The sequence below is a fragment of the Achromobacter sp. Bel genome (genome assembly GCF_012928505.1).
Lineage (GTDB): Bacteria > Pseudomonadota > Gammaproteobacteria > Burkholderiales > Burkholderiaceae_B > Achromobacter.
In genome coordinates this window covers 1-25877 of the sequence record NZ_JABBJN010000074.1, presented here as the reverse complement: position 1 = coordinate 25877, position 25877 = coordinate 1, and the positions used below count along the sequence as shown (strand labels likewise).

26 protein-coding genes and 1 tRNA gene are annotated in these 25877 nt (G+C 67.6%); 13 read left to right on the top strand and 14 right to left on the bottom strand.

Going from position 1 to position 25877, the window contains the following annotated elements:
* Positions 1-592 (bottom strand): hypothetical protein (locus HG262_RS28295; protein WP_211187808.1); only part of this gene is annotated, 592 nt, incomplete at its 3' end.
* Positions 593-666: 74 nt separating this feature from the next.
* Positions 667-1569 (bottom strand): NAD(P)/FAD-dependent oxidoreductase, encoded by a 903-nt coding sequence (locus HG262_RS28290; protein WP_169274167.1) that lies wholly within the window; start codon positions 1567-1569, stop codon positions 667-669.
* A gap of 123 nt (positions 1570-1692) precedes the next feature.
* Here HG262_RS28290 and folB point away from each other — a divergent pair, with 123 nt between their 5' ends.
* On the top strand, positions 1693-2052 hold the full coding sequence (gene folB, locus HG262_RS28285) for a dihydroneopterin aldolase (protein ID WP_006217044.1): 360 nt from the start codon (positions 1693-1695) through the stop codon (positions 2050-2052).
* Positions 2053-2054: 2 nt separating this feature from the next.
* Positions 2055-3053 (top strand): tRNA 2-thiocytidine(32) synthetase TtcA, encoded by a 999-nt coding sequence (gene ttcA, locus HG262_RS28280; RefSeq protein WP_248293523.1) that lies wholly within the window; start codon positions 2055-2057, stop codon positions 3051-3053.
* A 68-nt stretch (positions 3054-3121) separates the two neighbouring features.
* On the opposite strand, the gene HG262_RS28275 is transcribed toward ttcA, so the two are convergent.
* From HG262_RS28275 to apaG, 5 genes are all read right to left on the bottom strand, one after another.
* Positions 3122-4078: a D-2-hydroxyacid dehydrogenase family protein gene (locus HG262_RS28275; RefSeq protein WP_169274166.1), complete on the bottom strand. Its 957-nt coding sequence runs from the start codon at positions 4076-4078 to the stop codon at positions 3122-3124.
* A gap of 63 nt (positions 4079-4141) precedes the next feature.
* Positions 4142-4942: a DsbC family protein gene (locus HG262_RS28270; protein ID WP_169274165.1), complete on the bottom strand. Its 801-nt coding sequence runs from the start codon at positions 4940-4942 to the stop codon at positions 4142-4144.
* Positions 4943-5084: 142 nt separating this feature from the next.
* Positions 5085-6254 (bottom strand): UbiH/UbiF family hydroxylase, encoded by a 1170-nt coding sequence (locus tag HG262_RS28265; RefSeq protein WP_169274164.1) that lies wholly within the window; start codon positions 6252-6254, stop codon positions 5085-5087.
* Positions 6251-7555, bottom strand: coding sequence for an MltA domain-containing protein (locus HG262_RS28260; RefSeq protein ID WP_169274163.1), 1305 nt, complete (start codon positions 7553-7555; stop codon positions 6251-6253). The genes HG262_RS28265 and HG262_RS28260 overlap by 4 nt, the downstream gene beginning before the upstream one ends.
* Before the next feature lie 35 nt (positions 7556-7590).
* On the bottom strand, positions 7591-7965 hold the full coding sequence (apaG, locus tag HG262_RS28255) for a Co2+/Mg2+ efflux protein ApaG (RefSeq protein ID WP_039882644.1): 375 nt from the start codon (positions 7963-7965) through the stop codon (positions 7591-7593).
* Between the two features lie 128 nt (positions 7966-8093).
* On the opposite strand from apaG, the gene rpe reads away from it, so the two are divergent.
* The 6 genes from rpe to trpC all read left to right on the top strand — a co-directional run bounded on the left by rpe (position 8094) and on the right by trpC (position 13780).
* Complete coding sequence (rpe, locus tag HG262_RS28250; protein ID WP_169274162.1) at positions 8094-8822, top strand: ribulose-phosphate 3-epimerase; 729 nt, start codon at positions 8094-8096, stop codon at positions 8820-8822.
* Between the two features lie 13 nt (positions 8823-8835).
* Positions 8836-9543, top strand: coding sequence for a phosphoglycolate phosphatase (locus tag HG262_RS28245; protein WP_169274161.1), 708 nt, complete (start codon positions 8836-8838; stop codon positions 9541-9543).
* Between the two features lie 277 nt (positions 9544-9820).
* Positions 9821-11341 (top strand): anthranilate synthase component I, encoded by a 1521-nt coding sequence (gene trpE / locus HG262_RS28240; RefSeq protein ID WP_169274160.1) that lies wholly within the window; start codon positions 9821-9823, stop codon positions 11339-11341.
* Between the two features lie 43 nt (positions 11342-11384).
* Entirely contained in the window at positions 11385-11951 is a 567-nt protein-coding gene (locus HG262_RS28235; RefSeq protein WP_169274159.1) for an aminodeoxychorismate/anthranilate synthase component II, read from the top strand.
* A 12-nt stretch (positions 11952-11963) separates the two neighbouring features.
* The gene (gene trpD / locus HG262_RS28230) at positions 11964-12995 is read left to right on the top strand and encodes an anthranilate phosphoribosyltransferase (RefSeq protein WP_169274158.1); all 1032 of its coding nucleotides are present in this window, start codon (positions 11964-11966) and stop codon (positions 12993-12995) included.
* Positions 12992-13780, top strand: a complete 789-nt coding sequence (trpC, locus tag HG262_RS28225) for an indole-3-glycerol phosphate synthase TrpC (protein ID WP_169274157.1) — start codon at positions 12992-12994, stop codon at positions 13778-13780. Before trpD ends, trpC begins: the two co-directional genes overlap by 4 nt.
* 15 nt (positions 13781-13795) lie before the next feature.
* Here trpC and HG262_RS28220 read toward each other — a convergent pair whose 3' ends face one another.
* Positions 13796-15679 (bottom strand): sigma-54-dependent Fis family transcriptional regulator, encoded by a 1884-nt coding sequence (locus HG262_RS28220; protein ID WP_169274156.1) that lies wholly within the window; start codon positions 15677-15679, stop codon positions 13796-13798.
* Positions 15680-15886: 207 nt separating this feature from the next.
* Between HG262_RS28220 and adh the strand changes: the two genes are divergently transcribed.
* Positions 15887-17416 carry an aldehyde dehydrogenase gene (gene adh, locus HG262_RS28215; protein WP_169274155.1) on the top strand — a complete coding sequence of 510 codons (1530 nt, stop codon included), beginning with the start codon at positions 15887-15889 and terminating at the stop codon, positions 17414-17416.
* 72 nt (positions 17417-17488) lie between these two features.
* Positions 17489-17866 (top strand): DUF779 domain-containing protein, encoded by a 378-nt coding sequence (locus HG262_RS28210; protein WP_105559583.1) that lies wholly within the window; start codon positions 17489-17491, stop codon positions 17864-17866.
* Here the strand turns inward: HG262_RS28210 and HG262_RS28205 are convergent.
* Together HG262_RS28205 and HG262_RS28200 are read right to left on the bottom strand one after the other, a co-directional pair.
* A complete protein-coding gene (locus HG262_RS28205; RefSeq protein WP_169274154.1) occupies positions 17853-18029 on the bottom strand; it encodes a hypothetical protein in 177 nt (58 codons plus the stop codon). The two genes, HG262_RS28210 and HG262_RS28205, sit on opposite strands and share 14 nt — an antisense overlap.
* Positions 18026-18637 (bottom strand): 2-hydroxychromene-2-carboxylate isomerase, encoded by a 612-nt coding sequence (locus tag HG262_RS28200; protein WP_169274153.1) that lies wholly within the window; start codon positions 18635-18637, stop codon positions 18026-18028. Before HG262_RS28200 ends, HG262_RS28205 begins: the two co-directional genes overlap by 4 nt.
* 128 nt (positions 18638-18765) lie before the next feature.
* Here HG262_RS28200 and HG262_RS28195 point away from each other — a divergent pair, with 128 nt between their 5' ends.
* Positions 18766-19698 carry a LysR substrate-binding domain-containing protein gene (locus tag HG262_RS28195; RefSeq protein WP_169274152.1) on the top strand — a complete coding sequence of 311 codons (933 nt, stop codon included), beginning with the start codon at positions 18766-18768 and terminating at the stop codon, positions 19696-19698.
* 32 nt (positions 19699-19730) lie between these two features.
* On the opposite strand, the gene selD is transcribed toward HG262_RS28195, so the two are convergent.
* Positions 19731-20792, bottom strand: coding sequence for a selenide, water dikinase SelD (gene selD / locus HG262_RS28190; protein ID WP_169274151.1), 1062 nt, complete (start codon positions 20790-20792; stop codon positions 19731-19733).
* Positions 20793-20944: 152 nt separating this feature from the next.
* On the opposite strand from selD, the gene HG262_RS28185 reads away from it, so the two are divergent.
* Positions 20945-22045, top strand: coding sequence for a transglutaminase-like domain-containing protein (locus tag HG262_RS28185; RefSeq protein WP_169274150.1), 1101 nt, complete (start codon positions 20945-20947; stop codon positions 22043-22045).
* A gap of 24 nt (positions 22046-22069) precedes the next feature.
* On the top strand, positions 22070-22609 hold the full coding sequence (locus HG262_RS28180) for a TlpA disulfide reductase family protein (RefSeq protein WP_169274149.1): 540 nt from the start codon (positions 22070-22072) through the stop codon (positions 22607-22609).
* Positions 22610-22615: 6 nt separating this feature from the next.
* Here the strand turns inward: HG262_RS28180 and HG262_RS28175 are convergent.
* From HG262_RS28175 to selA, 3 genes are all read right to left on the bottom strand, one after another.
* Positions 22616-22711: transfer RNA gene (locus HG262_RS28175), tRNA-Sec, on the bottom strand.
* Between the two features lie 12 nt (positions 22712-22723).
* Entirely contained in the window at positions 22724-24670 is a 1947-nt protein-coding gene (selB, locus tag HG262_RS28170; protein ID WP_169274148.1) for a selenocysteine-specific translation elongation factor, read from the bottom strand.
* Positions 24667-25877 (bottom strand): L-seryl-tRNA(Sec) selenium transferase (gene selA / locus HG262_RS28165; RefSeq protein WP_169274147.1); only part of this gene is annotated, 1211 nt, incomplete at its 5' end. The genes selB and selA, both read right to left, overlap by 4 nt.

The following is a 25877-nucleotide window of genomic DNA, read 5'->3' as shown; positions in this document are numbered from 1 at the left end:
CATGCGCCGCGTCCAGTTCGCGCGCCGCAGCGTGGGCGGGTTCCGCGGACAAGGCGGCGGTCCGGGTCGCTTGCGCCAAGGCCACGGCCGCCAGTTCCAGCCCCTTGGCTGCCAGATACAAGCGGCGTGCCGCCCCGTCGAAGGCGCAAACACGCACCTGGTCGGCGATGCGGCGCGCGTCGCGCCCGGCGGGGCCGTGCCAGACGACCGGCTCGCTCGATGGCTGCCCCGAGGCGAGTCGCTTGAAGAAATCGGGCTCCAGCCCCAGCTCCGACCACAGCGCCGTATCCGGCAAGCTCACCATCGCGTAATGCTGATCCACGCCCGCCTCGAAGGCGTCCGCGCCGTGCGCCTGGCCGGTGCTCCACGCCAGGAACAGCGTGGGGCCCTGCAGGCGCAAGGCGGTGCGGTCTTCGATCCGGCTGTGCACATGGCCGTCGAGCATGATGACTTTCAGGCCCCGGTGCAGCGGCTCATCGCGCCAGCGGGTGGCGTTGCGCCGGAACACGCCCGCGTGCAGGGCGACCCCGCCGGGCTGGCTCAATGCCGCGTCAACGCGATGGTATTCGGCGGCGGCGCGCAGGGAAGGCATGGACGGATCCGGATCTTATTTGAGAATAATTATTATTACCCAAATAACGCCGGCCTGTCCGAACGGCGGCAGGCTTATTCCCCTGCGCGCTCCCAGCGGCGCTGGATGGCCTTGGCCGCCACGACCCCGTCCGCCATCGACGTGACGACGCAGGGATGCATGCGGTGCGCCACCTCGCCCACCGCGTAGATGTCGGGCACGCTGGTTTCGGCGGTAGCGAAATCCGTGCGGATGTAGCCGCGGTCGTCGCGGGCCAGCCGCAGGCCGTCAGCAAAAGCGGCTTGCGGTTCCCAGCCGTAGAAGACCAGGATCAGGTCGTACGGTTGGCCGTCCACGCTGCGCCGCGCGGGATCCACCTGGTACGGGCCGATGCGCACCCCTTCGCGGCCGGCGCGGGTCACCCATTGCTGCTGGGCACGGACGCTGCGGGCGTACAGGTGCACGGCGCGGGCGCCGCGGTTGCGCACATAGACGTAGTTCTCGAACGCGTTGTCCCCGCCGCCCAGCACCGCGACCGACAAACCGGAGTAGTCCTGCGCCACGATGGGGGAACCCGGGCCGATCAGCACGCCAGGCCAGGACGCACCCGGCGGGTGTTCCGGCAGGCCCTTGGCGCGCACGCCCGAGGCGATGACGAGCGTACGTCCGCGCACCTGCGTCTGGCCGCCGTCGGGACCGGTCAGGGTGGCCTGGATGCCGCCCTTGCAGGGCAAGACGTCCGTCACGCGGGTTTCCAGGCGCAGCGGCACGCCGGCCGCGCGCACGCTCGCGTCGATGTTGGCCGCCACCTGCTGGCCGGTCACTCCGGGCAGCACCGCGATCCAATCGTCGGCGAACGGATTGTCATTGCCCAGCCCGCCCAGGCGGGCGCCGGCTTCGACCAATAGCGGGGACAGACCCAGCCTGGCCAGCCACAAGGCGCAGGAAGCGCCGGCCGGGCCGCCGCCTACAATGACCGCATCGTGCATCTGTTGCATTTCACCCCTTATTGACTGCGCCGGCGTCCGCCGGACGCCCGGACATGGCCGAATTGTAGCCAGCGCGCCGCCCCCGGCCGGCTGTCGCCTTACAATTCCGGCTGTCCCACCCAGGTTTCCATCATGCCCACACGCCGCATCATCCTTTCCGGGCTTGCGCTCGACGCCCGCATCGGCATCCTCGAACACGAGCGACGCGCCACCCAGCCCCTGCACGTCGACGCCGAATTCGACGTGGACATCCAGCGCTCGGTCGACGACCACGATATCCACAGCGTGCTGGATTACCGCCGGCTGCGCGAGGCCATCGTCGAGGAATGCACGCAGGCGCATGTGAACCTGATCGAAACCCTGTCCGAACAAGTCGCCGCGCGCCTGTTGGCCGACTTTCAGGAAATCCGCTCGCTGCGCCTGCGCATCAGCAAGCCCATGGCCTTTTCCGACTGTGCGGCGGTGGGCGTGGAAATACAGATCACCCGTTGACCATGAACGATATCGCTCCCCCTATCCGCTTGCGTACCGATGTAGCCCCCACGCCGCACGCGCAAAGCGCGCTTGCTGCTGAAAAGGCCCGCTACGAAGGCAACAAGCTGACCAAGCGCCTGGCCCGCGAGACCACGCGCGCGCTCTCCGACTACAACATGATTGGAGAAGGCGACCGCGTCATGGTCTGCCTGTCGGGCGGCAAGGATTCCTACGCGATGCTGGATATCCTGCTGCAGCTGCAAAAGCGCGCGCCGTTCAAGTTCGAGCTGATCGCGGTCAATCTGGACCAGAAGCAGCCTGACTTCCCCGACCACATCCTGCCCCAGTACCTGAAAGAACTGGGCGTGCCCTTCCATATCGAAACGCAGGACACGTATTCCATCGTGACCCGCGTGCTGGAAGAAGGCAAGACGATGTGCTCGCTCTGTTCACGCCTGCGCCGCGGCATCCTGTACCGCGTCGCCTCCGAACTGGGCGCCACCAAGATCGCGCTGGGCCACCACCGCGACGACATCCTGGCCACGTTCTTCCTGAACCTGTTCTACGGCGGCAAGGCGAAGGGCATGCCGCCCAAGCTGGTGTCGGACGACGGCCGCCACACGGTGATCCGCCCGCTGGCCTATGTGGCCGAAACGGACCTGATCGCCTACGCCGAGCTCAAGCAGTTCCCCATCATCCCGTGCAATCTCTGCGGCTCCCAGGAAAACCTGAAGCGCAAGGAAGTGGGCCGGATGATCAAGGACTGGGACAAGCAGCACCCGGGTCGTTCGTGGAACGTGTTCAACGCGCTGTCGCGCGTGGTGCCGTCGCATCTGATGGACCGCGACCTGTTCGACTTCGTGGGCCTGAAGCCCACTGGCGTGCCGGACGCCAACGGCGACACGGCGTTTGACGCCGTGGACCCGGACGAAGACGGCGACGACGCCTGCGGCGATACGCCAGAAGCGCTGGAGCCGGGCGCGATCGTGGAAAAGAAGGTGATGTTCACCCGTAGCTGATGCGATGGGTTGCGCACGAAAAAATGGCCGCATGCGGCCATTTTTTTTTGCACCCAATCCATCAACGCTTACGCGTTCAATACCCGGATCGGCTTGCCCGCCTGGAACGCTTTCACGGCTTCCAGCGAGTTCTGATAGAACGCTTCGAAGTTCTCGCGGCTGACGTAGCCCAGGTGCGGGGTCAGGATCACGTTGTCCAGGTCGCGCACGGTATCCGTGGGCGACAGCGGTTCTTCGGGGTAGACATCCAGGCCGGCGCCCGCGATGCGGAACTTCACCAGCGCGTCCATCAGCGCTTCGTTATCCACCAGGCCGGCGCGCGACGTATTCACCAGATAGGCGGTCGGTTTCATCGCGGCCAAGGCGGCGGCGTCCACCACATGGCGGCTGCGGTCCGACAGGATCAGGTGCAGGCTGACGACGTCAGAGGTCGCGAAGAGCTCGTGCTTGTCCACCCGCTTGACGCCGGCGGCCTCGGCGCGCTCGTCCGTCAGGTTGGGGCTCCAGGCCACCACCTCCATGCCGAACGCCTGGCCCACCTTGGCCACGGCGGCGCCCAGCTTGCCCAGGCCCAGCACACCCAGCCGCTTGCCGGCCAGCGGTTCGGGCATGGCGGTTTGCCACATGCCGCGGCGCATGGCCGCGTCTTCGGCGGGCAGGTGCTTGAACAGGCCCAGGATGTGCGCCCAGGCCAGTTCGGCCGTGGCGGTGTTCGCGTCGGCGCTGCCGGGCGCGCCGCACACGATGATGCCCTGCGCGGTGCAGGCCGGCATGTCGATAGCGTTGTTGCGCATGCCGGTCGTGACCAGCAGACGCAGCTTGGGCAGCGCGCGGATGCGTTCGGCGGGGAACGGCGTGCGCTCGCGCATGGCCACGATCACGTCGAAGGACTCAAGCGTGGGCTCGACCTGTTCGTCCGGGATGAAATTGTTGAAGATCTGGACTTCGGCGTCGCCGCCCAGCGAGGTCCAATCCGCATAGCGCCGGGCTACGTCGTGATAATCGTCGAGAATTGCGATTTTCAAGTGCTGTCTCCGGGAGGCGTGGCGCTTGTCGCGCCAGCCTGCCCGGCCGGCGCGCGGCGCCGGTCAGTTCAAACGGGCTTTGAGTTGGTCCAGCGGGATCGCGCCGCTGACGCGCGACCCGTCGGCGAAGAACAGCGTGGGCGTGCCGCGCACCATCAACTGGTGGCCCAGGGCCAGCAGCTTGTCTTCCGGCACGTCGCAGCTTGCGGCGGCCGGCTTCTTGCCGCGCACCATCCAGTCGTCCCAAGCCTTGCCCTGGTCTTTCGCGCACCAGACATCACGCACCTTGTCCTTGGAGTCGGGCGACAGGATCGGGTACATGAAGGTGTAGACGGTAACGTTGTCCAGGTCTTCCATCGTCTTGCGCAGCTGCTTGCAGTAGCCGCAATTGGGGTCTTCGAAAATCGCGACCTTGCGCGAGCCGTCACCCTTGACCTGTTTGATGGCCAGGTCCAGCGGCAACTGGTCGAACGAGACGGCGCTGAGCTTTTCCTGGGATTCGCGGGTGACGTCGCGGCGCGTCATCGCGTCGATCAACGGCCCTTCCATGACCCAGGTGACTTTTTCGTCCGTGTAGATCAGGTCCATGCCCAGCTGCACTTCGAACAGGCCATAGGGCGTGCGGCGTACAGCCGTCACGTCCATGCCGGTGAAGCGCTGTTGGAAACGTTCTTTGACGGCATCCGCCACCGGGTCGATCTGCGTGGTGGACACGCTTTTTTCGCCCTTGCCCGGCTGGCCGACAGACTGCGTGGACACGGACTTGTCGCCCTTGGCGGGCGCTTGCGCCAGCGCTGCGGTGGACAGACCCAGGCCACCGGCCAGGAAACAAGCCGCCAGGGTGGCGGAGATGCGGAAGTTCATCAGTACTCCTGTACTTATCGTGTTCTTTGGAGGCAAGCGTAACGCATCCCGACGGGGCCGGCCGGAAGCTGACCGGACGCTGCGCGAATCTCAGTCAGACTCCCGCCCCCTGCCAAGGTTCCAAAAGCATGCCCGACCGGGTTCAATTGGCCGATGCGCCCGCGATCAGGCGGCGCTTGACCAGCGGCGCCTTTTCGACCCAATGCATGCCCGCGTTGCGCAACCACACCAGCGGCGTGGCGCGCGATGCGAACAGCTTGTGCAGGCCGTCGGTGGCCAGGCGCATGGCCAGCACCGGTTCGGCGCGCGCGCGCTGGTAGCGGTGCAGCACGCGGAGGTCGCCCGCCGTGCGGTAGGGTTCGCGGCCCGCCACCGTGCGAGCCAACGCCTCGACGTCGCCCAGGCCCAGGTTCAGGCCCTGACCCGCCAGCGGGTGCAGGCGGTGCGCGGCGTCGCCGGCCAGCGCGATGCCGGGCGCCACCATCTGGGCACGTTCCAGCGTCAGCGGAAAGCCGTGCAGCTTGCTGCGGACTTTCAGCCGGCCCAGGCGGCCTTCGGAGGCCTCGGCCAGCAGGTTTTCCAGCTTTGCGGCCTGCGCCTCGGGCGGCAACGCCAGCAGCGCCTGCGCCGGTTCGGTGCGCATGGACCAGACCATTGACACTTGCGGGCCGTCCGCGGTGTCGGGCAGCGGCAGCAACGCCAGCACACCGTCATCGCGGAACCACTGGATCGCCGTGCCCTGATGGGCGCGTTCGGCGTCCAGGTGCACGACCAGGCCGGTATCGTCATAGGACATCGCATCGTGCTTCATGCCGGCGGCCGTGCGCAGCGGCGAGGCCGCGCCATCAGCGCCCACGAACAGTTCCGCCTGGATACGCGTGCCGCTTTCCGTATCGACCGCGCCATCTTGATAGCCCGTGCAGCGGTCTTCCAGCCAGGGAATGCCGAACATGCGCACGGCCTGGATCAGCACGCGCTCGATCTCGCCGGATTCGACGATCCAGGCCAACTGCGGCAGCGCCGCCTGCCAGGCGTTCAGGTTGACCTGCCCGTCGGCATCGCCGTGGATCTCCATCGCCTCGACCGGCATCAGCCGGGACGCGGGCATGGCCTCCCAGACGCCCAGCTCGGCCAGAAAGCGCTGGCTGGCGGGCGAAATGGCATAGACCCGCGGGTGGTAGCGGTTGGGGTCGGCCGCAGGAACGGACGTGCGCGGCGCCAGGACGGCGACGCGCTGGCCGCGGCGGGCCAGCGCCAGGGCGGTGGACAGGCCGACGATGCCCGCCCCGCAAACGACGATTTGATGGGTCATCTTGCCGAGGGCTCCCCTGCTTGCTTGGGCCACAGCACCCACATCTGGCCCCGTTGCTTCATGCGGCCCGCCTGCTGGCCGGCCTCGTCGCCGTAACCCCAGTAGAAGTCGGCGCGCGCCGCGCCGCGGATGGCCGTGCCCGTGTCCTGGGCGAACACGAGCCGCTGCAACGGCCGGTCCGAGGCCGGGAACGTGGTGGCCAGATACACCGGCGTGCCAAGCGGCACGAAGGTGGCGTCGACCGCCACCGAACGCTTGGGCGCCAGCGGGATCGCGTAGGCGCCCTTCGGGCCCTGTTCGGGATCGATGACCGGTTCTTCGCGGAAGAAGACGACCGCCGGGTTGGCGTTCAGCATTTCCTGCACGCGCTTCGGATTGCGCTGCGCCCAGGCGCGGATGTTCTGCATGGAGGCCTGATCGGCCGTCAGCTCGCCGCGGTCGATCAGCCAGCGGCCGATGGACACGTAGGGCTGGCCGTTGTGGTCGGCGTACGCCACGCGGATGGTCTTGCCGGCGTCGGGGCCGTCAGTCAGCTGTACGCGGCCCGAGCCCTGCACCTGCAGGAAGAAGTTGTCCACGGGATCGTCCACCCACACCACGACGGGCGGGCGACGGCCGGAGGATTCGATGGCGGCGCGGGTGTCGTAGGGCACGACCCGCTTGCCGTCGAGCTTGCCGCGCACGCGCTTGCCGGCCAGGTCGGGGTAGATCGATCCCAGATCGATCGTCAGCAGGTCGGCGGGCACGGCGTACAGCGGCCATTGGTAGTTGCCGCCCTGGCGGCGCGAGCCGCGCACCAGGGGTTCGTAATAGCCGGTGACGGTATTGGTGGCCGGCTTGCCGTCGGCCGCGTTCAGGCGCCACGGCTGCAGATAGGTCTGCAGGAAGCGGCGCACGCCCTCGGCGTCGCCCGCGGCCGGCGCCCGGGAAGGGTCGACGGCGGCGGCGCACACGGGCTGCCAGGCGCGCGGGGTGGCGCGCGCAGGCGCGGCCAGGTTGCCGCTGGTGGGCCGCATCAGGCCGCGGCAGTTGCGCAGGAACAGGGGCCAGAACTGCGTCAGGTCGTCGGAGGACCAGCCCGGCATCTCGGACCAGGTCCCGGCCTTGAACTTGCCCGCCAGGGCGCGCGGCGGGGTGTCCGGCAAGGCCGACAGCGGCGGCACCACCAGGGGGCCGTCAGCCGCGGGGACTCGCGTGCCGGGCAAGCTGCCGGTTTCGCCGGATTCAGGAGGGACGTCGGAGGGCGTGGAACATGCCGACAGCAGGACCGACAGCACGGACAGGCTAAGAATGCGCTTCATGAGCAGAGGGGAAAACAGGGCAACGGGCCGGCCATTCAATGCAGGGTGCGCGGCATGGCCAGGACGAATTCGGAGATCGGCACTTCGAACGGAATCCCGTTCTCGCCGACGCAGTGGTAGGTGCCGCGCATCGTGCCCACCGGGGTGGGCAAAGGACAGCCGCTGGTGTATTCGAAGGTCTCGCCGGGCGCCAGCAGGGGCTGCTGCCCCACGATGCCCAGCCCGCGCACTTCCTGCACGCGCTGGTTGCCATCGGTGATGATCCAGTGGCGGCTGATCACCTGGGCGGGATGCTCGCCGGTATTGGTGATGCGCACGGTATAGGCAAACACGAATTGCTGTTCGCCGGGATCGGACTGTTCAGGCACGAAGCGCGGAGAGACAGAGACGCTCAGGTCGTAAGGTTTCACAGTCCTTCCCTGTGTGACTGGGCGCGGGGGCCGGATGACGGCGCCGGACGCTTGCAAGACGCAGTTTTCGGACCCGCGGGACCGGGCTGTTCCCGATACCGCGCCTCAAACTGCAATAATGGCACATTATGCCCTTCCCGACTCCGAACATCATGTCATCCTCCACGGCTTCCACTCGCATCACCCCCAGCATCCTGTCGGCTGACTTCGCCCGCCTGGGCGAGGAAGTCCGCAACGTCGTCGCCGCCGGCGCCGACTGGATCCACGTGGACGTGATGGACAACCACTATGTCCCCAACCTGACCATCGGCCCGATGGTGTGCGCGGCGATCCGCCCCCACGTCCAGGTGCCGATCGACGTGCACCTGATGGTCGAACCGGTGGACGACCTGGTACCGATGTTCGCCAAGGCCGGCGCCGACTACATCAGCTTCCACCCGGACGCGAGCCGCCACGTGGACCGCACGCTGTCGCTCATCCGCGAAAACGGCTGTAAGGCCGGCCTGGTGTTCAACCCCGCCACGCCCCTGAGCTACCTGGACTACGTCATGGACAAGATCGACCTGGTCCTGATCATGTCGGTGAACCCCGGCTTCGGCGGCCAGAGCTTCATCCCCGGCGCGCTGACCAAGCTGCGCGAGGCGCGCGCGAAGATCGACGCCTGGATGCAGGCCGGCGGCCAGGAAATCGTGCTGCAAGTGGACGGCGGCGTCAAAATCGACAACATCGCCGAGATCCGCCGCGCGGGCGCGGACACGTTCGTGGCGGGTTCGGCCATCTTCGGCAAGCCCGACTACGCCGGCATCATCACGTCCATGCGCGAACAGATCGCCATCGGCGAAACCACGGCCATCTAAGGATCACGACGACATGACCGCTTTCCGCGCTGCGCTGCTGGACCTGGACGGCACCCTGCTGGACTCTATCCCCGATCTGGCCTTTGCGGCCAACGCCATGCGCGTGGAGCTCGGCATGACCGCGCTGCGCGAAGACGTGGTGGCCACCTTCGTGGGCAAGGGCGTGGACAATCTGGTTCGCCGCAGCCTGGCGGGCAGCCTGGACGCGGCCGACCCGTCGGCCGCCGAGTTCGACCGCGCCCGCCAGGCCTTCTACCGCCACTACCACTTGGTCAACGGCGAACGCGCCCAGGTCTACCCCGGCGTCATCGAAGGTTTGAAGCACATGCGCGACCAGGGCCTGAAGCTGGCCGTCGTCACCAACAAGCCCACCGAATTCACGCTGCCGCTGTTGCAGCGCACCGGCCTGGCGGGCTTTTTCGACGCGGTCGTCTGCGGCGACACCTGCGCACGCCGCAAGCCCGACCCCGACCAGGTGCTGCACGCCTGCGAACTGCTGGGCGTGACGGTGACCGAAGCCGTGACCATCGGCGACTCGATCAATGACGCGCAAGCCGGTCGCACGGCGGGCACGCAGGTGCTGGTGGTGCCTTACGGTTACAACGAAGGCCGTGACGTGCGCGAGCTGGATGTCGATGGTATAGTGGACACGCTTGTCAACGCCGCCCAGTGGGTGGCGCTCTGGAACCAAAATCAGAACGCCGCGAAAACCGCCTCCTGAAACGGGGCCCTGGGTCACCTGACAAACCCTGAATCCTCAAAGACTTATCCCGGATCAATGAACGCTTACCCCCAGAACCAAATGCTCGGCGCCTCGTGGCGCTGGTGGCGTTTGTCTTCCGGGTGGCGATGATCCCTCCCGGCCCTGGACGCGTATGCCGCCTAGTGCCGTAGCTGTGTAAACACAGAGCCAAGCCCGGAACCAGTAACCTGGACCGGGCTTTTTTGTTGTGCGCCCGGTCTGAAAGCAAACACCCAATCGCTTACGAGACCCCGACATGACCGAAATCGAATTCAAGGCCCTCGCCGCGCAAGGCTACAACCGCATCCCGCTGGTCGCCGAGACCTACGCCGACCTGGACACCCCGCTGGGCATCTACCTGAAGCTGGCGCATGCGGGCCCCCTGGCCGGCCGCATGACCTGCCTGATGGAATCCGTGGTGGGCGGCGAGCGCTTCGGCCGCTATTCCTTCATCGGCCTGCCGGCCCGCACGGTGATCCGCGCCAGCGGCACCCTGACGGAAGTGCTGCACGACGGCCAGGTCGTGGAAACGCATGAAGGCGACCCGCTGGCGTTCATCGAGCAGTACCAGGGCCGCTTCAAGGTCGCCCTGCGGCCGGGCATGCCGCGCTTCTGCGGCGGCCTGGCCGGCTATTTCGGCTATGACACGGTGCGCCATATCGAGCCGTGCCTGGGACCCGCCGTCAAGCCGTTCCCGGCCGGCATGGAAGGCGGCACGCCCGACCTGATGCTGATGCACGTGGACGAATTGGTCATCGTGGACAACCTGGCCGGCCGCATCTACCTGATGGTCTACGCCGACCCCAGCCAACCGGAATCCTACAGCCGCGCCCAGCAACGCCTGCACGACCTGCGCGCCCGCCTGCGACGCCCGGTGGAAATCCCGTACAGCCACGCCAGCATGCAGACCGAAGAGCGGCGCGACTTCAAGAAAGAAGACTATCTGGCGGCCGTGCACCGCGCCAAGGAACACATCGCCGCCGGCGACCTGATGCAGGTGCAGGTCGGCCAGGTCATCGCCAAGCCCTTCCGCGATTCCCCGCTTTCCCTCTACCGCGCCCTGCGGTCGCTGAACCCCTCCCCCTACATGTACTTCTGGAACTTCGGCGACTTCCAGGTCGTGGGCGCGTCGCCCGAGATCCTGGTGCGCCAGGAACGCGTGGTGGACAACGGCGTGCCGAAGTCGCAGATCACCATCCGCCCGCTGGCCGGCACCCGCAAGCGCGGCGCCACGCCCGAAGAAGACGCCGCGCTGGCTGCCGAACTGAAGGCGGACCCCAAGGAAGTGGCCGAACACGTCATGCTGATCGACCTGGCGCGCAACGACGTGGGCCGCGTGGCCGAAGTGGGCTCGGTGAAGGTAAGCGACACCATGGTCATCGAACGCTATTCGCACGTGATGCACCTGGTGTCCAACGTGACGGGCAACCTCAACCCCGGCATGAGCAGCATGGACGTGCTGCGCGCGTCCTTCCCCGCCGGCACGCTGACGGGCGCACCCAAGGTCGAAGCCATGAAGATCATCGACGAACTGGAACCCGTGCGCCGCGGCATCTACGGCGGCGCGGCCGGCTACCTGTCGTATGGCGGCGAGATGGACGTGGCCATCGCCATCCGCACCGGCGTGATCAAGGACGGCACGCTGTACGTGCAGGCCGCCGCCGGCATCGTGGCCGACTCCAACCCCGAAGCCGAATGGGCCGAAACGGAAGCCAAGGCCCGCGCGGTGCTGCGCGCGGCCGAACAGGTGCAGCACGGCCTGGACGAACCCATCTGATCCTGGCCCGCCCGAACCGAATACCGCCCGCACGGAGAAAAAAATGCTGTTGATGATCGATAACTACGACTCTTTTACCTACAACCTGGTCCAATACTTCGGCGAACTGGGCGAAGACGTGCGCGTGGCGCGCAACGACCAGATCACGCTGGAGGAGATCACCGCCCTGAATCCGGACCGCATCTGCGTGTCGCCCGGACCGTGCTCGCCCGCCGAGGCGGGTATCTCGGTGGCCGCGATCCAGGCCTTCGCCGGCAAGAAACCCATCCTGGGCGTGTGCCTGGGCCACCAGGCCATCGGCGCGGCCTATGGCGGCGACATCGTCCGCGCGCAGCAGATCATGCACGGCAAGACCGTCAAGATCTCGCACACGGGCACCGACATCTTCACCGGCCTGCCCACCCCCTACACCGTGATCCGTTACAACTCGCTGACCATCGACCCCGCCACCCTGCCGGACTGCCTGGCGGTGACGGCGACGGCCCCCGACGGCGACATCATGGGGGTCCGCCACAAATCCCTGCCGCTGTACGGAGTACAGTTCCACCCCGAATCCGTGCTCAGCGAACATGGCCACGCCCTGCTGCGCAATTTCCTGAACCTCGCCTGAGAAGGACGCACCGTGACGATTTCCCCCACCGAAGCGCTGACGCGCTGCATTGAACACCGCGAAATTTTCCACGACGAGATGCTGCATCTGATGCGCATGCTGATGCGCGGCGAGATGTCCCCGCAAATCGCAAGCGCCCTGCTGATGGGCCTGCGCGTGAAGAAAGAAACCATCGGCGAGATCACGGCGGCCGCGCAGGTCATGCGCGAATTCGCCACCCCCGTCGTGACGCCCAATCCGCAGGACCTGCTGGACATGTGCGGCACCGGCGGCGACGGCAGCCACACGTTCAACATTTCGACCACCGCCATGTTCGTGGCGGCGGCGGCCGGCGTGCCGATCGCCAAGCACGGCAACCGCAGCGCCTCGTCCTCCAGCGGCAGCGCCGACGTGCTGGAAGCCCTGGGCGCCAACCTCGTCCTGACGCCCGGGGACGTCGCCGAGTGCATCCAGGCCACCGGCATCGGCTTCATGTTCGCCCCCGCCCACCATGGCGCCATGAAGAACGTGGCTGCCGTGCGCAAAGAACTGGCTGTGCGCACCATATTCAACATCCTTGGGCCGCTGACCAACCCGGCAGGCGCCGCCAACCAGCTGATGGGCGTGTTCCACCCCGATCTCGTGGGCATCCAGGTGCGCGTGCTGGAACGCCTGGGGTCGCGCCATGTGCTGGTCGTGCACGGCAAGGACGGCATGGACGAGGCGTCGCTGGGCGGGGCCACGCTCGTGGGCGAGCTGAAAGATGGTCAAATACGGGAATATGAAATCCACCCTGAGGACTACGGGCTATCCATGATGTCCAACCGGTCCATCAAGGTGTCCAATCGCGAGCAGTCGCGCGAACTTGTCATCGAAGCGCTGAACAATGTGGAGGGTGCCGCGCGCGACATCGTTGCGCTGAACGCGGGGCTAGCCATCTATGCCGGCAATAAAGCCGATTCCATTCCCGAAGCCTTAGCGCTAGCATTTGAATTAATTGCCACCGGCGCGGCGCGAGCCAAGCTGGAGGAATTCTGCGCATATACCCGGAAATTCCAGAAATGAACGATATTCTTGCGAAGATCCTCGCCGTCAAGGTCGAGGAAGTCGCCGCCGCTCGCCAGATGCGCAGCGAGGCCGAAGTCCTGCGCGAAGCGCAGGCGCGCCAGGATGTGCGTGGCTTCGCCCAAGCCATCGAGGACAAGATCTCGCAGGGCAAGGCCGGCGTCATCGCTGAAATCAAGAAAGCGTCGCCCTCCAAGGGCGTGCTGCGCGAAACCTTCGCCCCCGCCGACATCGCCTCGACCTATGCCGTGCACGGCGCGGCCTGCCTGTCGGTACTGACGGACGTGCAGTTCTTCCAGGGCTCGCACGACCACCTCCGCCAGGCGCGCGCCGCGTGCTCGCTGCCGGTGCTGCGGAAAGATTTCGTGATCGACCCCTACCAGATCATCGCCGCCCGCGCGATGGGCGCGGACTGCGTGCTGCTGATCGTGGCGGCGCTGTCGCCGTCGCAATTGCGCGACTACGAAACGCTGGCGATGGAACTGGGCATGGACGTGCTGGTGGAAGTGCACGACGCCCAGGAACTGGACGTGGCGCTGACCATGAAGACGCCGCTGCTGGGCATCAACAACCGCAACCTGCGCACGTTCGAAACCAGCCTGAAGAATACGCTGGACCTGCTACCCAACATTCCGGCGGGCAAGCGCGTCGTGACCGAAAGCGGCATCTTGAAGCCGGAAGACGTCAAGCTGATGCGCGACCACAAAGTCAACGCGTTCCTGGTGGGCGAAGCCTTCATGCGCGCCAAGGATCCGGGCGCGGAGCTTGCGCGCCTGGTCGGCTAAAGCCGCGTACCCAGGCTATCGCGCGCGCGGCAAACCCAACGCCGCCGCGCGCCGGTACACGGTGCTGCGGTGCACACCCAGCGCCCGCGCCGCTCTGCTGACATTGCCGCCATGCGCGGCCAATGCGCCGCGAACGGCGGCATCCGTCATCGATTGCAGATCTGCCGTGCCGCCTTCGGGCGGCGCGGCGGCGGCATGCGCGTTGTCCGCCACGGGCCGCAGTTCGGCGGGCAGCATGTCTGCATCAACCACGCCTGACGGCCCCGCCAACACATGCAAGGTGCGCAGCACGGCCACCAGCTGCCGGTAGTTGCCCGGCCACGGGTAAGCCGCCAGCAGCGCTTCGATGAGCGGCGGCAACACCGGCCCCGCGCCCTGCGCCGCCCAGAGCGCGCGCAGCAACTCCAGACGGTCGGCACGCGCGCGTAGCGGCTCCAGCGTGACGGTGTATTCGGCGATACGGAAATACAGGTCGGGACGCACCGGCGCATCCGCGCCTTCGTGGGCCAGCGGACGGTGCGTGGCGCACACCAGCGCGAAATCCACCGGCACCGGCCGCGCCGCGCCCAGTGGCGACACCTCGCGCGTCTGCAACACGCGTAGCAACCGCGATTGCAGCATCAGCGGCATGTCGCCGATCTCATCCAGGAACAGCACGCCGCCGTGCGCCTGCCGCAGCAAACCCTTGCTGCCTTGACGCCGCGCTCCCGTGAACGCGCCATCTTCATAGCCGAACAATTCGGATTCGATCAGGCTTTCGGGCAAGGCGGCGCAATTCACCGCCACGAACGGGCCGGATGCCCGCTTGCCGCGCGCATGCAATTGGCGCGCGAAGACCTCTTTGCCCACGCCCGTTTCGCCTTGCAGCAAAATGGACACGCCCGCATCTGACAGGTGCACGGCGCGCGCCAGTGCGCCGAGTGTGGCGGCGTCGAAACTGGGTGCGGCTGGGCGCGTGGCATCGATGCCTGGCAAGGCCGGCGCCACCGGCTGCGGCGCACGCGAACGCGGCAGGCGCAGCCGCGCGTGATAGCTCGCGCCCGTGCGCGTCTGCACGCGGCCCGCGGCATCGGGGCAACGTTCCAGTACCCCATCGAAGACATCGCTGTAGCGGTACACCCCCAGCGCCGTTGCGGCCAGCCCCAGCGCCTGCAACGCGCGTCGGTTGGCGCCAATCAGCACATCGCCCTGAAACGCCAACAGGCCTTCACCTGGTGCGCCCAGGCCGGAATGGTGGTCGTGCAGCCGCAGCACGGCATGGTGCTCATAGGCTTGTTCGAACAAGCGGTGTTCGATCAGATCAACCGCGGCGCGCACCAGCGTCAGGACGTCGGGACGGATGTCGCGCGCCTGGCTGGATAAATCCAGCACGCCGAGCGTTCGACCTTCGCTATCGGTAATGGGCACCGCCGCGCAGGTCAGGATGCGATTGGGTTCGAAATAGTGTTCCGCGCCATGCACGGTGATGGGCCGGCCTTCTACCAGCGCGGTGCCGATGGCGTTGGTGCCAGCGGCGGCTTCGTCCCACGGTGCGCCGGGCATCAGCGCCACGCGCGACGCGCGGCTGGCGAACCCCGCATCGCCGTCGCTATCCAGCACCAGCCCTTGGGCGTCGGACAGAATCACCAGATTGCCGCTGCCGCCCGCCTCGCGGCGCAGATACGACATGGCGGGTTCGGACAGCCTGCGCAGCGCTTCGTTGCGCTGCTGGGCTTCGCGCAGTTCGCCTTGCGTCATGAGTTCGGCGCGGCGCACGCCACGCATGTCGAAGCCCAGGTCCGCGCAACGGCGCCAGGATCGAAGGATGGGTTCGGCAACGATGCCGCCAGGCACCGCCCCCTGCTGGTTGAACAGCAGGCGCGCTTGCGTCAGCGCGTGCTGACGGGAATGAGTGGCCATGCGTGTCTCCTAGGACAGGCGTTCTGCGACACCTGTTCCGCGACAATGTCGCAAAAAACGGCAGCTGCCCGTGATTGCGCGGGCTGATCAACTTTCGCACGCGAGAGCGCGCGCTGTCCAGCGGGGAAGCCCGCAGGTTGGCACATTCCTTGCTTGATACCGGGTAGGCAGCCGACTGCCGCTATCCCAACAATATCGGAGACAAGCATGGACATCGCGACCCGCATCACCCCGGACTCGTACGGCACCCGTCTGGACCTGAAAACGCAGTACGACAATTTCATTGATGGAAAGTGGCAGAAGCCGGCAGACGGTGAGTACTTCGACAACGTCACCCCGGTGACCGGCCAGGTGCTGACCCGCAACGCGCGCTCCAAGGAACGCGACATCGATCTGGCGCTGGACGCCGCGCACCGCGCCGCGCCGAAATGGGGTGCGACCCCGGCCGCCGAACGCGCCCGCATGCTGATGCAGATCGCGGACGTGATGGAAGCCAACCTGGAACGCCTGGCCACGGCCGAAACCTGGGACAACGGCAAACCCATCCGCGAAGCCCGCGCCGCCGACATCCCGCTGGCGATCGACCACTTCCGCTACTTCGCCTCGTGCATCCGCAGCCAGGAAGGCGGCCTGTCCGAAATCGATAGCGACACGGTGGCCTACCACTTCAACGAACCGCTGGGCGTGGTCGGCCAGATCATCCCGTGGAACTTCCCCATCCTGATGGCCGCGTGGAAGCTGGCGCCGGCACTGGCCGCCGGCAATTGCGTGGTGCTCAAGCCGGCCGAACAAACGCCGCTAGGCATCTTGCTGCTGATGGAACTGATCGGCGACATCCTGCCCCCGGGCGTGCTGAACGTGGTGACGGGCTTCGGCCTGGAAGCCGGCAAACCGCTGGCCTCCAGCAAGCGCATCGCCAAGATCGCTTTCACCGGTGAAACCACCACCGGCCGCCTGATCATGCAGTACGCGTCGCAGAACATCATCCCCGTCACGCTGGAGCTGGGCGGCAAGTCGCCCAACATCTTCTTCGCCGACGTGGCCGCCGAAGACGACGACTTCCTGGACAAGGCGGTGGAAGGTTTCGTCATGTTCGCGCTGAACCAGGGCGAAGTCTGCACGTGCCCCAGCCGCGCGCTGATCCAGGAATCGCTCTACGACAAGTTCATGGAACGCGCCTTGAAGCGCGTGGCCGAGATCAAGCAGGGCAACCCGCTGGATGGCGACACGATGCTGGGCGCGCAAGCCTCCACCGAACAATTGGAGAAGATCCTGTCGTACCTGGACATCGGCAAGCAGGAAGGCGCCGACGTGCTGGCCGGCGGCTCGCGCGCGCAGATGCAGGGCGCGCTGGAAGGCGGCTATTACGTGCAGCCCACGGTCTTCAAGGGCCACAACAAGATGCGCGTGTTCCAGGAAGAGATCTTCGGGCCGGTCGTGGCGGTGACGACGTTCAAGGACGCCGACGACGCGCTGGCGCTGGCCAACGACACGCTCTACGGCCTGGGCGCCGGCGTGTGGTCGCGCGACGCCAACATGTGCTATCGGATGGGCCGCGCCATCAAGGCCGGCCGGGTATGGACCAACTGCTATCACGCCTATCCCGCGCACGCGGCGTTCGGCGGCTATAAGCAGTCGGGCATCGGGCGCGAGAACCACAAGATGATGCTCAACCATTACCAACAGACGAAGAACCTGCTGGTGAGCTATTCGCCGAAGAAGCTGGGCTTCTTCTGATCGCCAACGGGCGGCCGGCGCGCCGGGCCTTCGGGCCGGGCGTGTCCGGCGCCCCCGGACAGGAATGACGCCATGGCAGAACACACGCCGCGCGTGGTCGCGACCGACGAAGCGCGCCAATTGATCGATACCTTGCGCGCCAAGCACGGCCCGCTGATGTTCCACCAGTCGGGCGGATGCTGCGACGGCAGTTCGCCCATGTGCTACGCGCTGGGCGAATTCATGGTGGGCGGCTCGGACGTGCTGCTGGGCGACCTGGAGGGCTGCCCGTTCTACATGGGCGAGGACCAGTTCGCGTACTGGGAACACACGCAGTTGATCATCGACGCCGTGCCCGGACGCGGTGGCGCCTTTTCGCTGGACAGCGCGGAAGGCAAGCGCTTCCTGCTGCGCTCCCGGTTGTATTCAGACGAGGAATGGGCGCAGGTGGCCCCGGTCACGAAGGGGTGAACGAACCGCCCTTGCCGCCAGGAACATGGCCCGCGGGGCCTTGCGTCTGCCCGGCCTGCTTCCACTGGAACGAAACGCGCCGGATGCGGGCGGCGCGAAATTGCGTGAACGAACGGCCGCCCGGCATGGGCGCGCCGCGATAGGCACTGCTTGCGTTTTTCATCGTTGGGCCCACTCCAGGGCGTCTTCAAGCCGGTCATTACCCCAGAACATTTCGCCGCCGACGAAGAACGTGGGCGCGCCGAACACGCCCAGATCACGGGCGCGGTCCACCTGCCGGCGCAGCGCTTCCTTGGCGGCTTCGGATTTGGCGCGGGCGATCAGGGCGTCCGCGTCCAGCGACAGCTGGTTCAGCAATCCATGCACGACGTCTTCGGCCTGGATGTCCAGGTCGTGCTGGAAGTTGGCGCGGAACACGGCCAGGCAAAAGTCGCGGCCCCAGGGCTCGTCCTGGCCCAGCAGCCCAATCCGGGCCGGCAGCACGCTCAAGCGCGGGAACAGGCGCGGGCGGTTGTAGACCACCCCATACTTGTCGGCCAGGCGGGCGATGTCGCGCATCATGTAGGCGCCCTTGCCCGGAAATAGCCGGAACGGCGTGTCGTTCCACCCCTGCGCCTGGAAGATCGGGCCCAGCAGGAAGGGGCGCAGGTCGACCTGCACGTTGGCCGTCCGCGCCAGGGTGTCGATACGCTCGATCGCCAGATAGCTGTACGGGCTGGCGAAATCAAACCACATCTGCATGCGGGGCGAGTCAGGCAACGGCGCGGTCATCACGGGTACTCCGTCTGGAAAGGTGGCGCGGCGGCGCGGGCAATGCGCCCGTCGCAGCCTGTTATTGAACGCCGTCGGCGTACTATTGCTCAAGCGACATTTCCGTCTGATACGCATGAGTTTTACGAATGCCATATCCGCTGGCCAAACTTCCTCCGCTTGACCTCGTCCGAGGCTTTGTCGCCGTGGGCCGTCGCATGAGCATCACGCAGGCCGCACAGGATCTGCATGTGACGCAATCGGCCGTCAGCCGCCAGATCCGGGCGCTGGAAGCGCACCTGGGCGTGCCGCTGCTGGTGCGCGGATTTCGCAGCGTGTCGTTCACGTCGGAAGGCGCGCAGCTGTTCCGCATGGCCGATGTCTGGCTGAGCCAGCTGGGCGACCTGACCGAACAATTGCGCGCGCCCGAACGGCGCACGCCGGTCACGGTCACCACCACCATCGGCGTGGCATCGCTGTGGCTGCTGCCCCGGTTGGGGGAATTCCAGGCGGCGCATCCGCATATCGACGTGCGCGTGGCCGCCGACAACCGCCTGATCGATATCGACCGCGAAAGCGTCGACATCGCCATCCGCTACAGCCTGCGCGACATGGTGCCGGACGGCGCTGCCTGGTTGTTCGGCGAATCCGTGGTGCCCGTCGCACACCCGTCGCTGCATGCCCGGGAGCTGGACGCGCACGAATTGCAACGCCACGTGCTGCTGGAATTCGATGATCCGACCCGTCCCTGGCTGCAGTGGTCGGAATGGTTGAACGCCCGCGGGCTGGGGCGGGTGCGCGCCAAGGGCATGCTGCGCTTCAACCAGTACGACCAGATCGTGCTGGCTGCGCTGGCCGGCCACGGCGTCGCGCTGGGCCGGCTGGCGCTGATCGCGCCGATGCTGGCGGACGGCCGGCTGGAAGCGGTCGGCGGGCAGGCGGCCCGCGCGACAGATCTAGCCTACTGGCTGGTGCGCAACACGCGCCGCAGCACGCCGGACGCCGACGTGGTGGCCCAGTGGCTGACGGAACAGGCCGCCATGACCGCGCGGGAACTGTCGCCCGGAACGGCCGCGGGCTGAGCCCGCGTGTGGAGCCGCCCGCCCCTCGCTGCCTATTCCACGCGCACCTGCGCGTCGCCGGCGGTCATCTCGCCGACCACGGCGGCTTGTTCGAAACCCTGGCTGCGGAACAGGTCCAGCACCGCGGCGGCGGCCTCCGGCGCGCACGCCACGAGCAAGCCGCCGGACGTCTGCGGGTCGGTCAGCAGCGCACGCTGCGTGTCGGTCACGGCGCTGCCAAGCTGCACCGATCCGCCATAGGACGCCCAGTTGCGGCCCGACGCGCCGGTGATCACGCCATCGGCCGCGAAGGCCTGCACGCCCGGCAACCAGGGCAATGCGTCCAGGCGCAGCCGCGCGGTCAGCTTGGCGCCTCGCGCCATCTCCAGCGCATGGCCCAGCAGGCCGAAGCCCGTCACGTCGGTGATCGCATGCACGCCGTCCAGCGCGGCCAGCGCCGGGCCGGGACGGTTCAGCCGCGTGGTGGTGTCGATCATCACGCGGTAGCCGGCGTCGTCCAGGCGGTTCTTTTTCAGCGCGGCCGACAAAATGCCCACGCCCAGCGCCTTGCCCAGGATCAGCACATCGCCCGCCCGCGCGTCGGCATTGCGCTTGAGGCGGCCGGGATGCACCAGCCCCATCGCCGCGAGGCCGTAGATGGGCTCGACCGAATCGATGCTGTGGCCGCCCGCGACCGGAATGCCCGCTTCCTCGCAGACCGATTCGCCGCCACGCAGGATGTCCGCGATAACGCCATGCGGCAGTACGTTGATGGGCATGCCGACGATAGCCAGCGCCATGATGGGCGTGCCGCCCATCGCATACACATCCGACAACGCGTTCGTGGCCGCGATACGGCCGAAGTCGAACGGGTCGTCGACGATAGGCATGAAGAAGTCGGTCGTGGCGATCAGTGCCTGCTCGTCGTTCAGCCGGTAGACCGCGGCGTCATCGGCGGTCTCGGTGCCCACCATCAGGTTCGGATAGCTGGCGGCGGGACCGAAGCGCTTGAGCAGTTCGGACAGCACGCCGGGCGCGATCTTGCAGCCACAGCCGCCCCCGTGCGAGAGCGACGTCAAACGCGGCACGGCCGCCGTGGCAACATCCTGGGTCATTTCAATCTCCATGAGTCAATGGAAAAAGGATAGCACCGCCGCCGAAGTTCGCTCTATGATGATCCGGCAGGACGCGAAGGAGCACACCCCAAGGGACGGCCGCCCGGCCAAGGGCGCACCGATAGCCAAACTTCACCGTGCGTGAGGGCTTCATGGATCGCCGACACTTTCTCCAACTCTCCGGCGCATTGTGCGCCGCCACAACCACCTTGCCGCAGGCGCTGCGCGCCCAGCAGGCCCCCGTCAACGCCGGCTGGCGCGGCTTTGAACTGACCACCGATATCAGCGTGAAAGACCCCGGCGCGCACACGCGCATCTGGGTGCCGGTGCCGTACGCCACCGACACGCCTTACCAGCGCGGTGCGCAAAGCACCTGGCAAGTCAGCGGCGGCGGCACCGCCCAGCTGATGCGGGCGCCCGGCTACGACGTGCAGATGCTGGCCGTGCAATGGCCGGACAATCAGGCGCCACGCAACGTCACCGTGACCAGCCGCTTCCAGACGCGCAACCGCCGCGTCGATCTGACGCAGCCGCCGCCCGCGGACGCCGCGCTGGAGCCTCCTGCCGCGCTGCGGGAGTTTCTGAAGCCCACCGCGCTGTTGCCCACCGACGGCATCGTCAAGACCACCGCCGACCAGATCACGCGGGGCCACCAAGGCGACCTGGCGCGCGCCCGCGCCATCTATGAATGGGTGGTGGCGAACACCTGTCGAACCGCCTCCACGCGCGGCTGCGGCGTGGGCGACGTGCGCTACATGCTGACGGCGAACGATCTGAACGGCAAATGCGCCGACATCAACGCGCTGTTCGTGGCGCTGGCCCGCGCCGCCGGCATCCCCGCGCGCGATGCTTATGGCTTGCGCGTGGCCAATTCCGAGCTGGGCTACAAAAGCCTGGGCAAAGCCGGCGACGTCACGAAAGCCCAGCACTGCCGCGCCGAGTTCTACGCCGCCGGCTATGGCTGGATCCCGGTCGATCCCGCCGACGTGCGCAAGGTCATGCTGGAGGAGCCCCCGGGCGAATTGCCGCTGAGCGACGCGAAAGTGCGTGCCGCCCGCGTCATGCTGTTCGGCGCCTGGGAGATGAACTGGGTCGCGTACAACCACGGCCACGACGTCGTGCTGCCGGGCTCGGCGCACGACCCGGTGCCCTTCCTGATGTATCCCAACGGCGAGACCAGCGCCGGACGCCTGGACAGCCTGGACCCGGACAGCTTCAGCTACAAGCTCAGCGCCAGACCTATCGCCATCTGAGCCCGCCCGCGGAGGAAGCCCGCCTTGATCAGCCGTCGCCGCCTGCTGCAATCCGGCCTGTCGCTGGCCGCCCTGCCCAGTTGGGCGCGAGCCGCCAGCGATTCGGCGCTGAAGACCGCCACCGGCCCCGACTGGGCGCCGTGGACCGCGCCCACGCCCGCCCTCGTCCTGCCCGACCTGGGCGGCCGCGAACAAAAACTTTCCGCCTGGCGCGGCAACGTCGTCATCGTCAGTTTCTGGGCCACGTGGTGCGACCCCTGCCGCGACGAGATCCCCCTGATGTCCGCCATGGCCAAGCGCCACCGCGAAGAAGGCCTGCGCCTGGTCGCCGTGAACGTCGGCGAGGCGCTGGGCAAGGTCACGACCTTCCTGGCGAAATGGCCCGTGGCCGGCACCGTACTGCACGACCGCAACAGCGCGGCATCGAAAAAGTGGGAAGCGATCGGGCTGCCGGCGAACTATCTGGTGGACCGCGGCGGGTCCATCCGGTATTGGCACTTGGGGGAACTGGACTGGCAGTCGAACCGCGTGACGGGCGTGGTGACGCGGATGCTGCGCAGTTGAAGGAATTGGCGGAAGGCAGCAGGAGTCGAACCTACCTGGGAACGTCTGACGCCCCCAACTGGGTTTGAAGCCCAGCCGTGCCGCCGGGCACGAATGCCTTCCTCAGCAGCCCGCCTATGATACCGGCTCTGTGTTCGCCTGCATCGCCGCGTACGCGCTTTCGGGCCGCAACACGTGCGTGTCGCGCACGCGCCGCGTATAGCCCACCCGGTCGAAGAACTCCAGGATCTGAATGGCGCGCTTGCGGCCCAGCCCCGTCGCGTCGCGGAACACCGCCGCGTTCAGGCCCACCGGCTGCGCCGCCAGGTCCGCCGCGATCCGCGCCAGCGCCCGCACCTGGTCCCGGTGATAGAACAGGTCTTTCACGACCTGCGCCACGTCGCCGCGACGCAGCAGCTTGCGCAGCAATTGGCGCACGCGCTCCTCGGGTTCGTCCTGTGCGCGGGCCAGGTCGCGCACCCACGGCGGATCGAACGCACCTTGCTGCAGCAGCGGCAGCAAGCGCTGGGCCAGCGCCGACTCGGCGTCCGCCAGCGTGGACGTATGGGCGGGAAGATGCAGCCACGGACCGTTGCGCGCCACGCGCCCGTCGCGCTGCAGATGGTCCAGCACGGCCGTCCACAAGGCGTCCGGTCCCACTGGCATCGCCATCCGGCGCAAGCGCGCGCTGTCCGGGCCCGGCTCGTCCGGCGCGCTGTGATGGAAGGCCGCCAGGGCCTGTTCGACGCGTTCGCGCAAGGCATCCCAGTGCGTGCCCAGGATCAGCGTGCGCGGCGCTTGCGCATTGCGCGCCTCGATCCACAATGCGCCGTGCGGCGCCTCGATCGCGCGCACGGGGCGGCCCGTCAGTCGCTGCAAGGCGCCTTCATCCAACCCGAGCGGCGCGTGCGCCAGCACCGGCGGAAGGCCGCCGCCGTCCAGCATGTCGGACACGGCCTGCAAGCCTTGCAGGCGCGAGGCCGCCCGGCGCTTGCGGTCCGGCGCATTCGGGTCCAGCACCCGGCCGCCGCCAACGGTGCGCGTTGCCTGCGCATTGCGCACGATATAGCGGTCGCCCGGCATGGCGCAGACCGGTTCGTCGAAGACCAGTTGCACCCAGCCGGACTGCCCCGGCGACAGCGCCTCGGCGCTAAGCGGCACTACGTGCGCCACATGGCGCGCGGCGCCGATGTGCACGTGCAGCGGCGCCCAGGCGCGCACGGGCGCGTCGGCGCAAGCAAGCAGCGTCAGCGCCACATCGATATGGCGCGAAGGCAGGAAGCAGCGGGCGTCCGCGATCCAGTCGCCGCGCGCAATGGCGTTCTTGTCGATGCCGGCCAGGTTCAGCGCGCAGCGCTGGCCGGCCACGCCCGTGTCGCTGGGCTGGTTCTGGGCGTGGATACTGCGCACGCGTACCCGCGTGCCTGCGGGCATCAAGCGCAGATCGGCCGTGTCGTCGCCCGCGCGGGCCTGGCCCGCGTGCGCGGTGCCGGTCACGACGGTGCCGTGCCCCGCCAGCGTGAACACGCGGTCCACCGCCAGCCGGAACAGGCCCGCTTCGTCCCGCTGGCGCAAGCCTTCGGCCTGCGCGTGCAGATAGGATTTCAATTCCGCAGTGCCGGCATCGCCGGCTTGCGAGGCCTGCACCGCGAACACCGGCGCGCCCGCCAGGAAGGTGCCGGCGGCAAGTTCCGCGATCTCGGCGCGCGCGGCTGCTTGTTGGGAGGCATCGGCGCGGTCGGTCTTGGTGAGCGCCACCGCGCCTTGCGCCACGCCCAACAGGGACAGGATGGCCAGATGCTCGCGTGTTTGCGGCATGACGCCATCGTCCGCCGCCACCACCAGCAGGCCGAAGTCGATGCCGCTGGCGCCGGCCGCCATCGTGTGCACCAGTTTCTCGTGGCCGGGCACGTCGATGAAACCCAGCACATCGCCATTGGCCAGCGGCGTATAGGCGTAGCCCAGTTCGATGGAGATGCCGCGCGCTTTCTCTTCCTTGAGCCGGTCGGTGTCCACCCCAGTCAAGGCGCGCACCAGCGTGGTCTTGCCGTGGTCGATATGGCCGGCGGTGCCGATGATCATGTCAGCGGCTCCGCCAGCTGCGCCGCAAAGGCGGCCTCGTCGCGCGCTTCCAGGCAACGCAGGTCCAGCCACAGAGCGTCGTCGGCGATACGGCCGATGACGGGCGTGGGCAGGCGGCGCAGTTGCGCCTCGAGCTTGTCCAGGTGCCGCCCCGGCCGGCCGCTGCCCGTATAGCGCAGCGCCAGCCCCCAACTGGGCAACTGGTCCACAGGCAGCGCCCCGCTGCCGATCTGGCTGAACATGGGCACGGCCTCGACCGCGTAAAGGGCTCCCGCCGCGTGCGCCAGTACGCCGCGCAGCCGTTCGGCCAGCGGCTGGATCTCGCGCTGCGGACGGGTCAGGAGGCGCAGCGTGGTCAAGCGCTGGGCCAGGAACTCCGGCGCACGATACAGACCCAGCACAGGCTCCAGCGCTGCCAGCGTCAATTTGCTGACGCGCAGGGCGCGCTTCAACGGATTCTTCTTGATCTTGCGGATCAGGTCGGCGCGGCCCACAAGCAGGCCGGCTTGCGGGCCGCCCAGCAGCTTGTCGCCGCTGAAGGTCACGAGGTCGGCGCCAGCGGCGATCGTCTCGCGCACCGTGTCTTCCTTGGGCAGGCCGAACTGGGTCAGGTCCACGAGCGTGCCGCTGCCCAGGTCCACCGTGGCAGGCAGGCCCTTCGCATGCGCCAGCGCCGCCACGTCAGCCACGCCGACGCTCTTGGTGAAGCCGGTGACGGCGTAGTTGCTGCAATGCACCTTCATCAGCATCGCGGTACGCGGGCCGATGGCGTTTTCGTAATCGGCGGCGTGGGTGCGGTTGGTGGTGCCCACTTCCACCAGCTTGGCGCCGGCGCGCTTCATGATGTCGGGGATGCGGAACGCCCCTCCGATCTCGACCAGTTCGCCGCGCGACACGACCACCTCGCGCCGGTCGGCCAATGCGTTGAGCATCAGCAGCACGGCGGCGGCGTTGTTGTTGACGACGGTGGCGGCTTCGGCGCCCGTCAGTTCGCACAGCAGATCGTCGATCAGGTCGTCGCGGTCGCCGCGGTCCCCGGTGTCCAGATCGAACTCCAGGTTGGCCGGGGTGGTCAGCGCGCGCAGCACGGACGCGACGGCCTCGTCGGGCAACAGCGCCCGGCCCAGATTGGTATGCAGCACGGTGCCGGTCAGGTTGTAGACGGCACGCAGGCGCGGCCGGGCGGCGTGGTCCAGCGCCGCCGACA

Bases quoted from the DNA above. Each gene is read 5' to 3' on its own strand.
- HG262_RS28290 (WP_169274167.1), bottom strand. From the start codon at position 1,569: ATGCAACAGATGCACGATGCGGTCATTGTAGGCGGCGGCCCGGCCGGC.
- folB (WP_006217044.1), top strand. From the start codon at position 1,693: ATGCCCACACGCCGCATCATCCTTTCCGGGCTTGCGCTCGACGCCCGC.
- ttcA (WP_248293523.1), top strand. From the start codon at position 2,055: ATGAACGATATCGCTCCCCCTATCCGCTTGCGTACCGATGTAGCCCCC.
- HG262_RS28270 (WP_169274165.1), bottom strand. From the start codon at position 4,942: ATGAACTTCCGCATCTCCGCCACCCTGGCGGCTTGTTTCCTGGCCGGT.
- HG262_RS28265 (WP_169274164.1), bottom strand. From the start codon at position 6,254: ATGACCCATCAAATCGTCGTTTGCGGGGCGGGCATCGTCGGCCTGTCC.
- HG262_RS28260 (WP_169274163.1), bottom strand. From the start codon at position 7,555: ATGAAGCGCATTCTTAGCCTGTCCGTGCTGTCGGTCCTGCTGTCGGCA.
- rpe (WP_169274162.1), top strand. From the start codon at position 8,094: ATGCCCTTCCCGACTCCGAACATCATGTCATCCTCCACGGCTTCCACT.
- HG262_RS28245 (WP_169274161.1), top strand. From the start codon at position 8,836: ATGACCGCTTTCCGCGCTGCGCTGCTGGACCTGGACGGCACCCTGCTG.
- trpE (WP_169274160.1), top strand. From the start codon at position 9,821: ATGACCGAAATCGAATTCAAGGCCCTCGCCGCGCAAGGCTACAACCGC.
- HG262_RS28235 (WP_169274159.1), top strand. From the start codon at position 11,385: ATGCTGTTGATGATCGATAACTACGACTCTTTTACCTACAACCTGGTC.
- trpC (WP_169274157.1), top strand. From the start codon at position 12,992: ATGAACGATATTCTTGCGAAGATCCTCGCCGTCAAGGTCGAGGAAGTC.
- HG262_RS28220 (WP_169274156.1), bottom strand. From the start codon at position 15,679: ATGGCCACTCATTCCCGTCAGCACGCGCTGACGCAAGCGCGCCTGCTG.
- adh (WP_169274155.1), top strand. From the start codon at position 15,887: ATGGACATCGCGACCCGCATCACCCCGGACTCGTACGGCACCCGTCTG.
- HG262_RS28210 (WP_105559583.1), top strand. From the start codon at position 17,489: ATGGCAGAACACACGCCGCGCGTGGTCGCGACCGACGAAGCGCGCCAA.
- HG262_RS28205 (WP_169274154.1), bottom strand. From the start codon at position 18,029: ATGAAAAACGCAAGCAGTGCCTATCGCGGCGCGCCCATGCCGGGCGGC.
- HG262_RS28200 (WP_169274153.1), bottom strand. From the start codon at position 18,637: ATGACCGCGCCGTTGCCTGACTCGCCCCGCATGCAGATGTGGTTTGAT.
- HG262_RS28195 (WP_169274152.1), top strand. From the start codon at position 18,766: ATGCCATATCCGCTGGCCAAACTTCCTCCGCTTGACCTCGTCCGAGGC.
- selD (WP_169274151.1), bottom strand. From the start codon at position 20,792: ATGACCCAGGATGTTGCCACGGCGGCCGTGCCGCGTTTGACGTCGCTC.
- HG262_RS28185 (WP_169274150.1), top strand. From the start codon at position 20,945: ATGGATCGCCGACACTTTCTCCAACTCTCCGGCGCATTGTGCGCCGCC.
- selB (WP_169274148.1), bottom strand. From the start codon at position 24,670: ATGATCATCGGCACCGCCGGCCATATCGACCACGGCAAGACCACGCTG.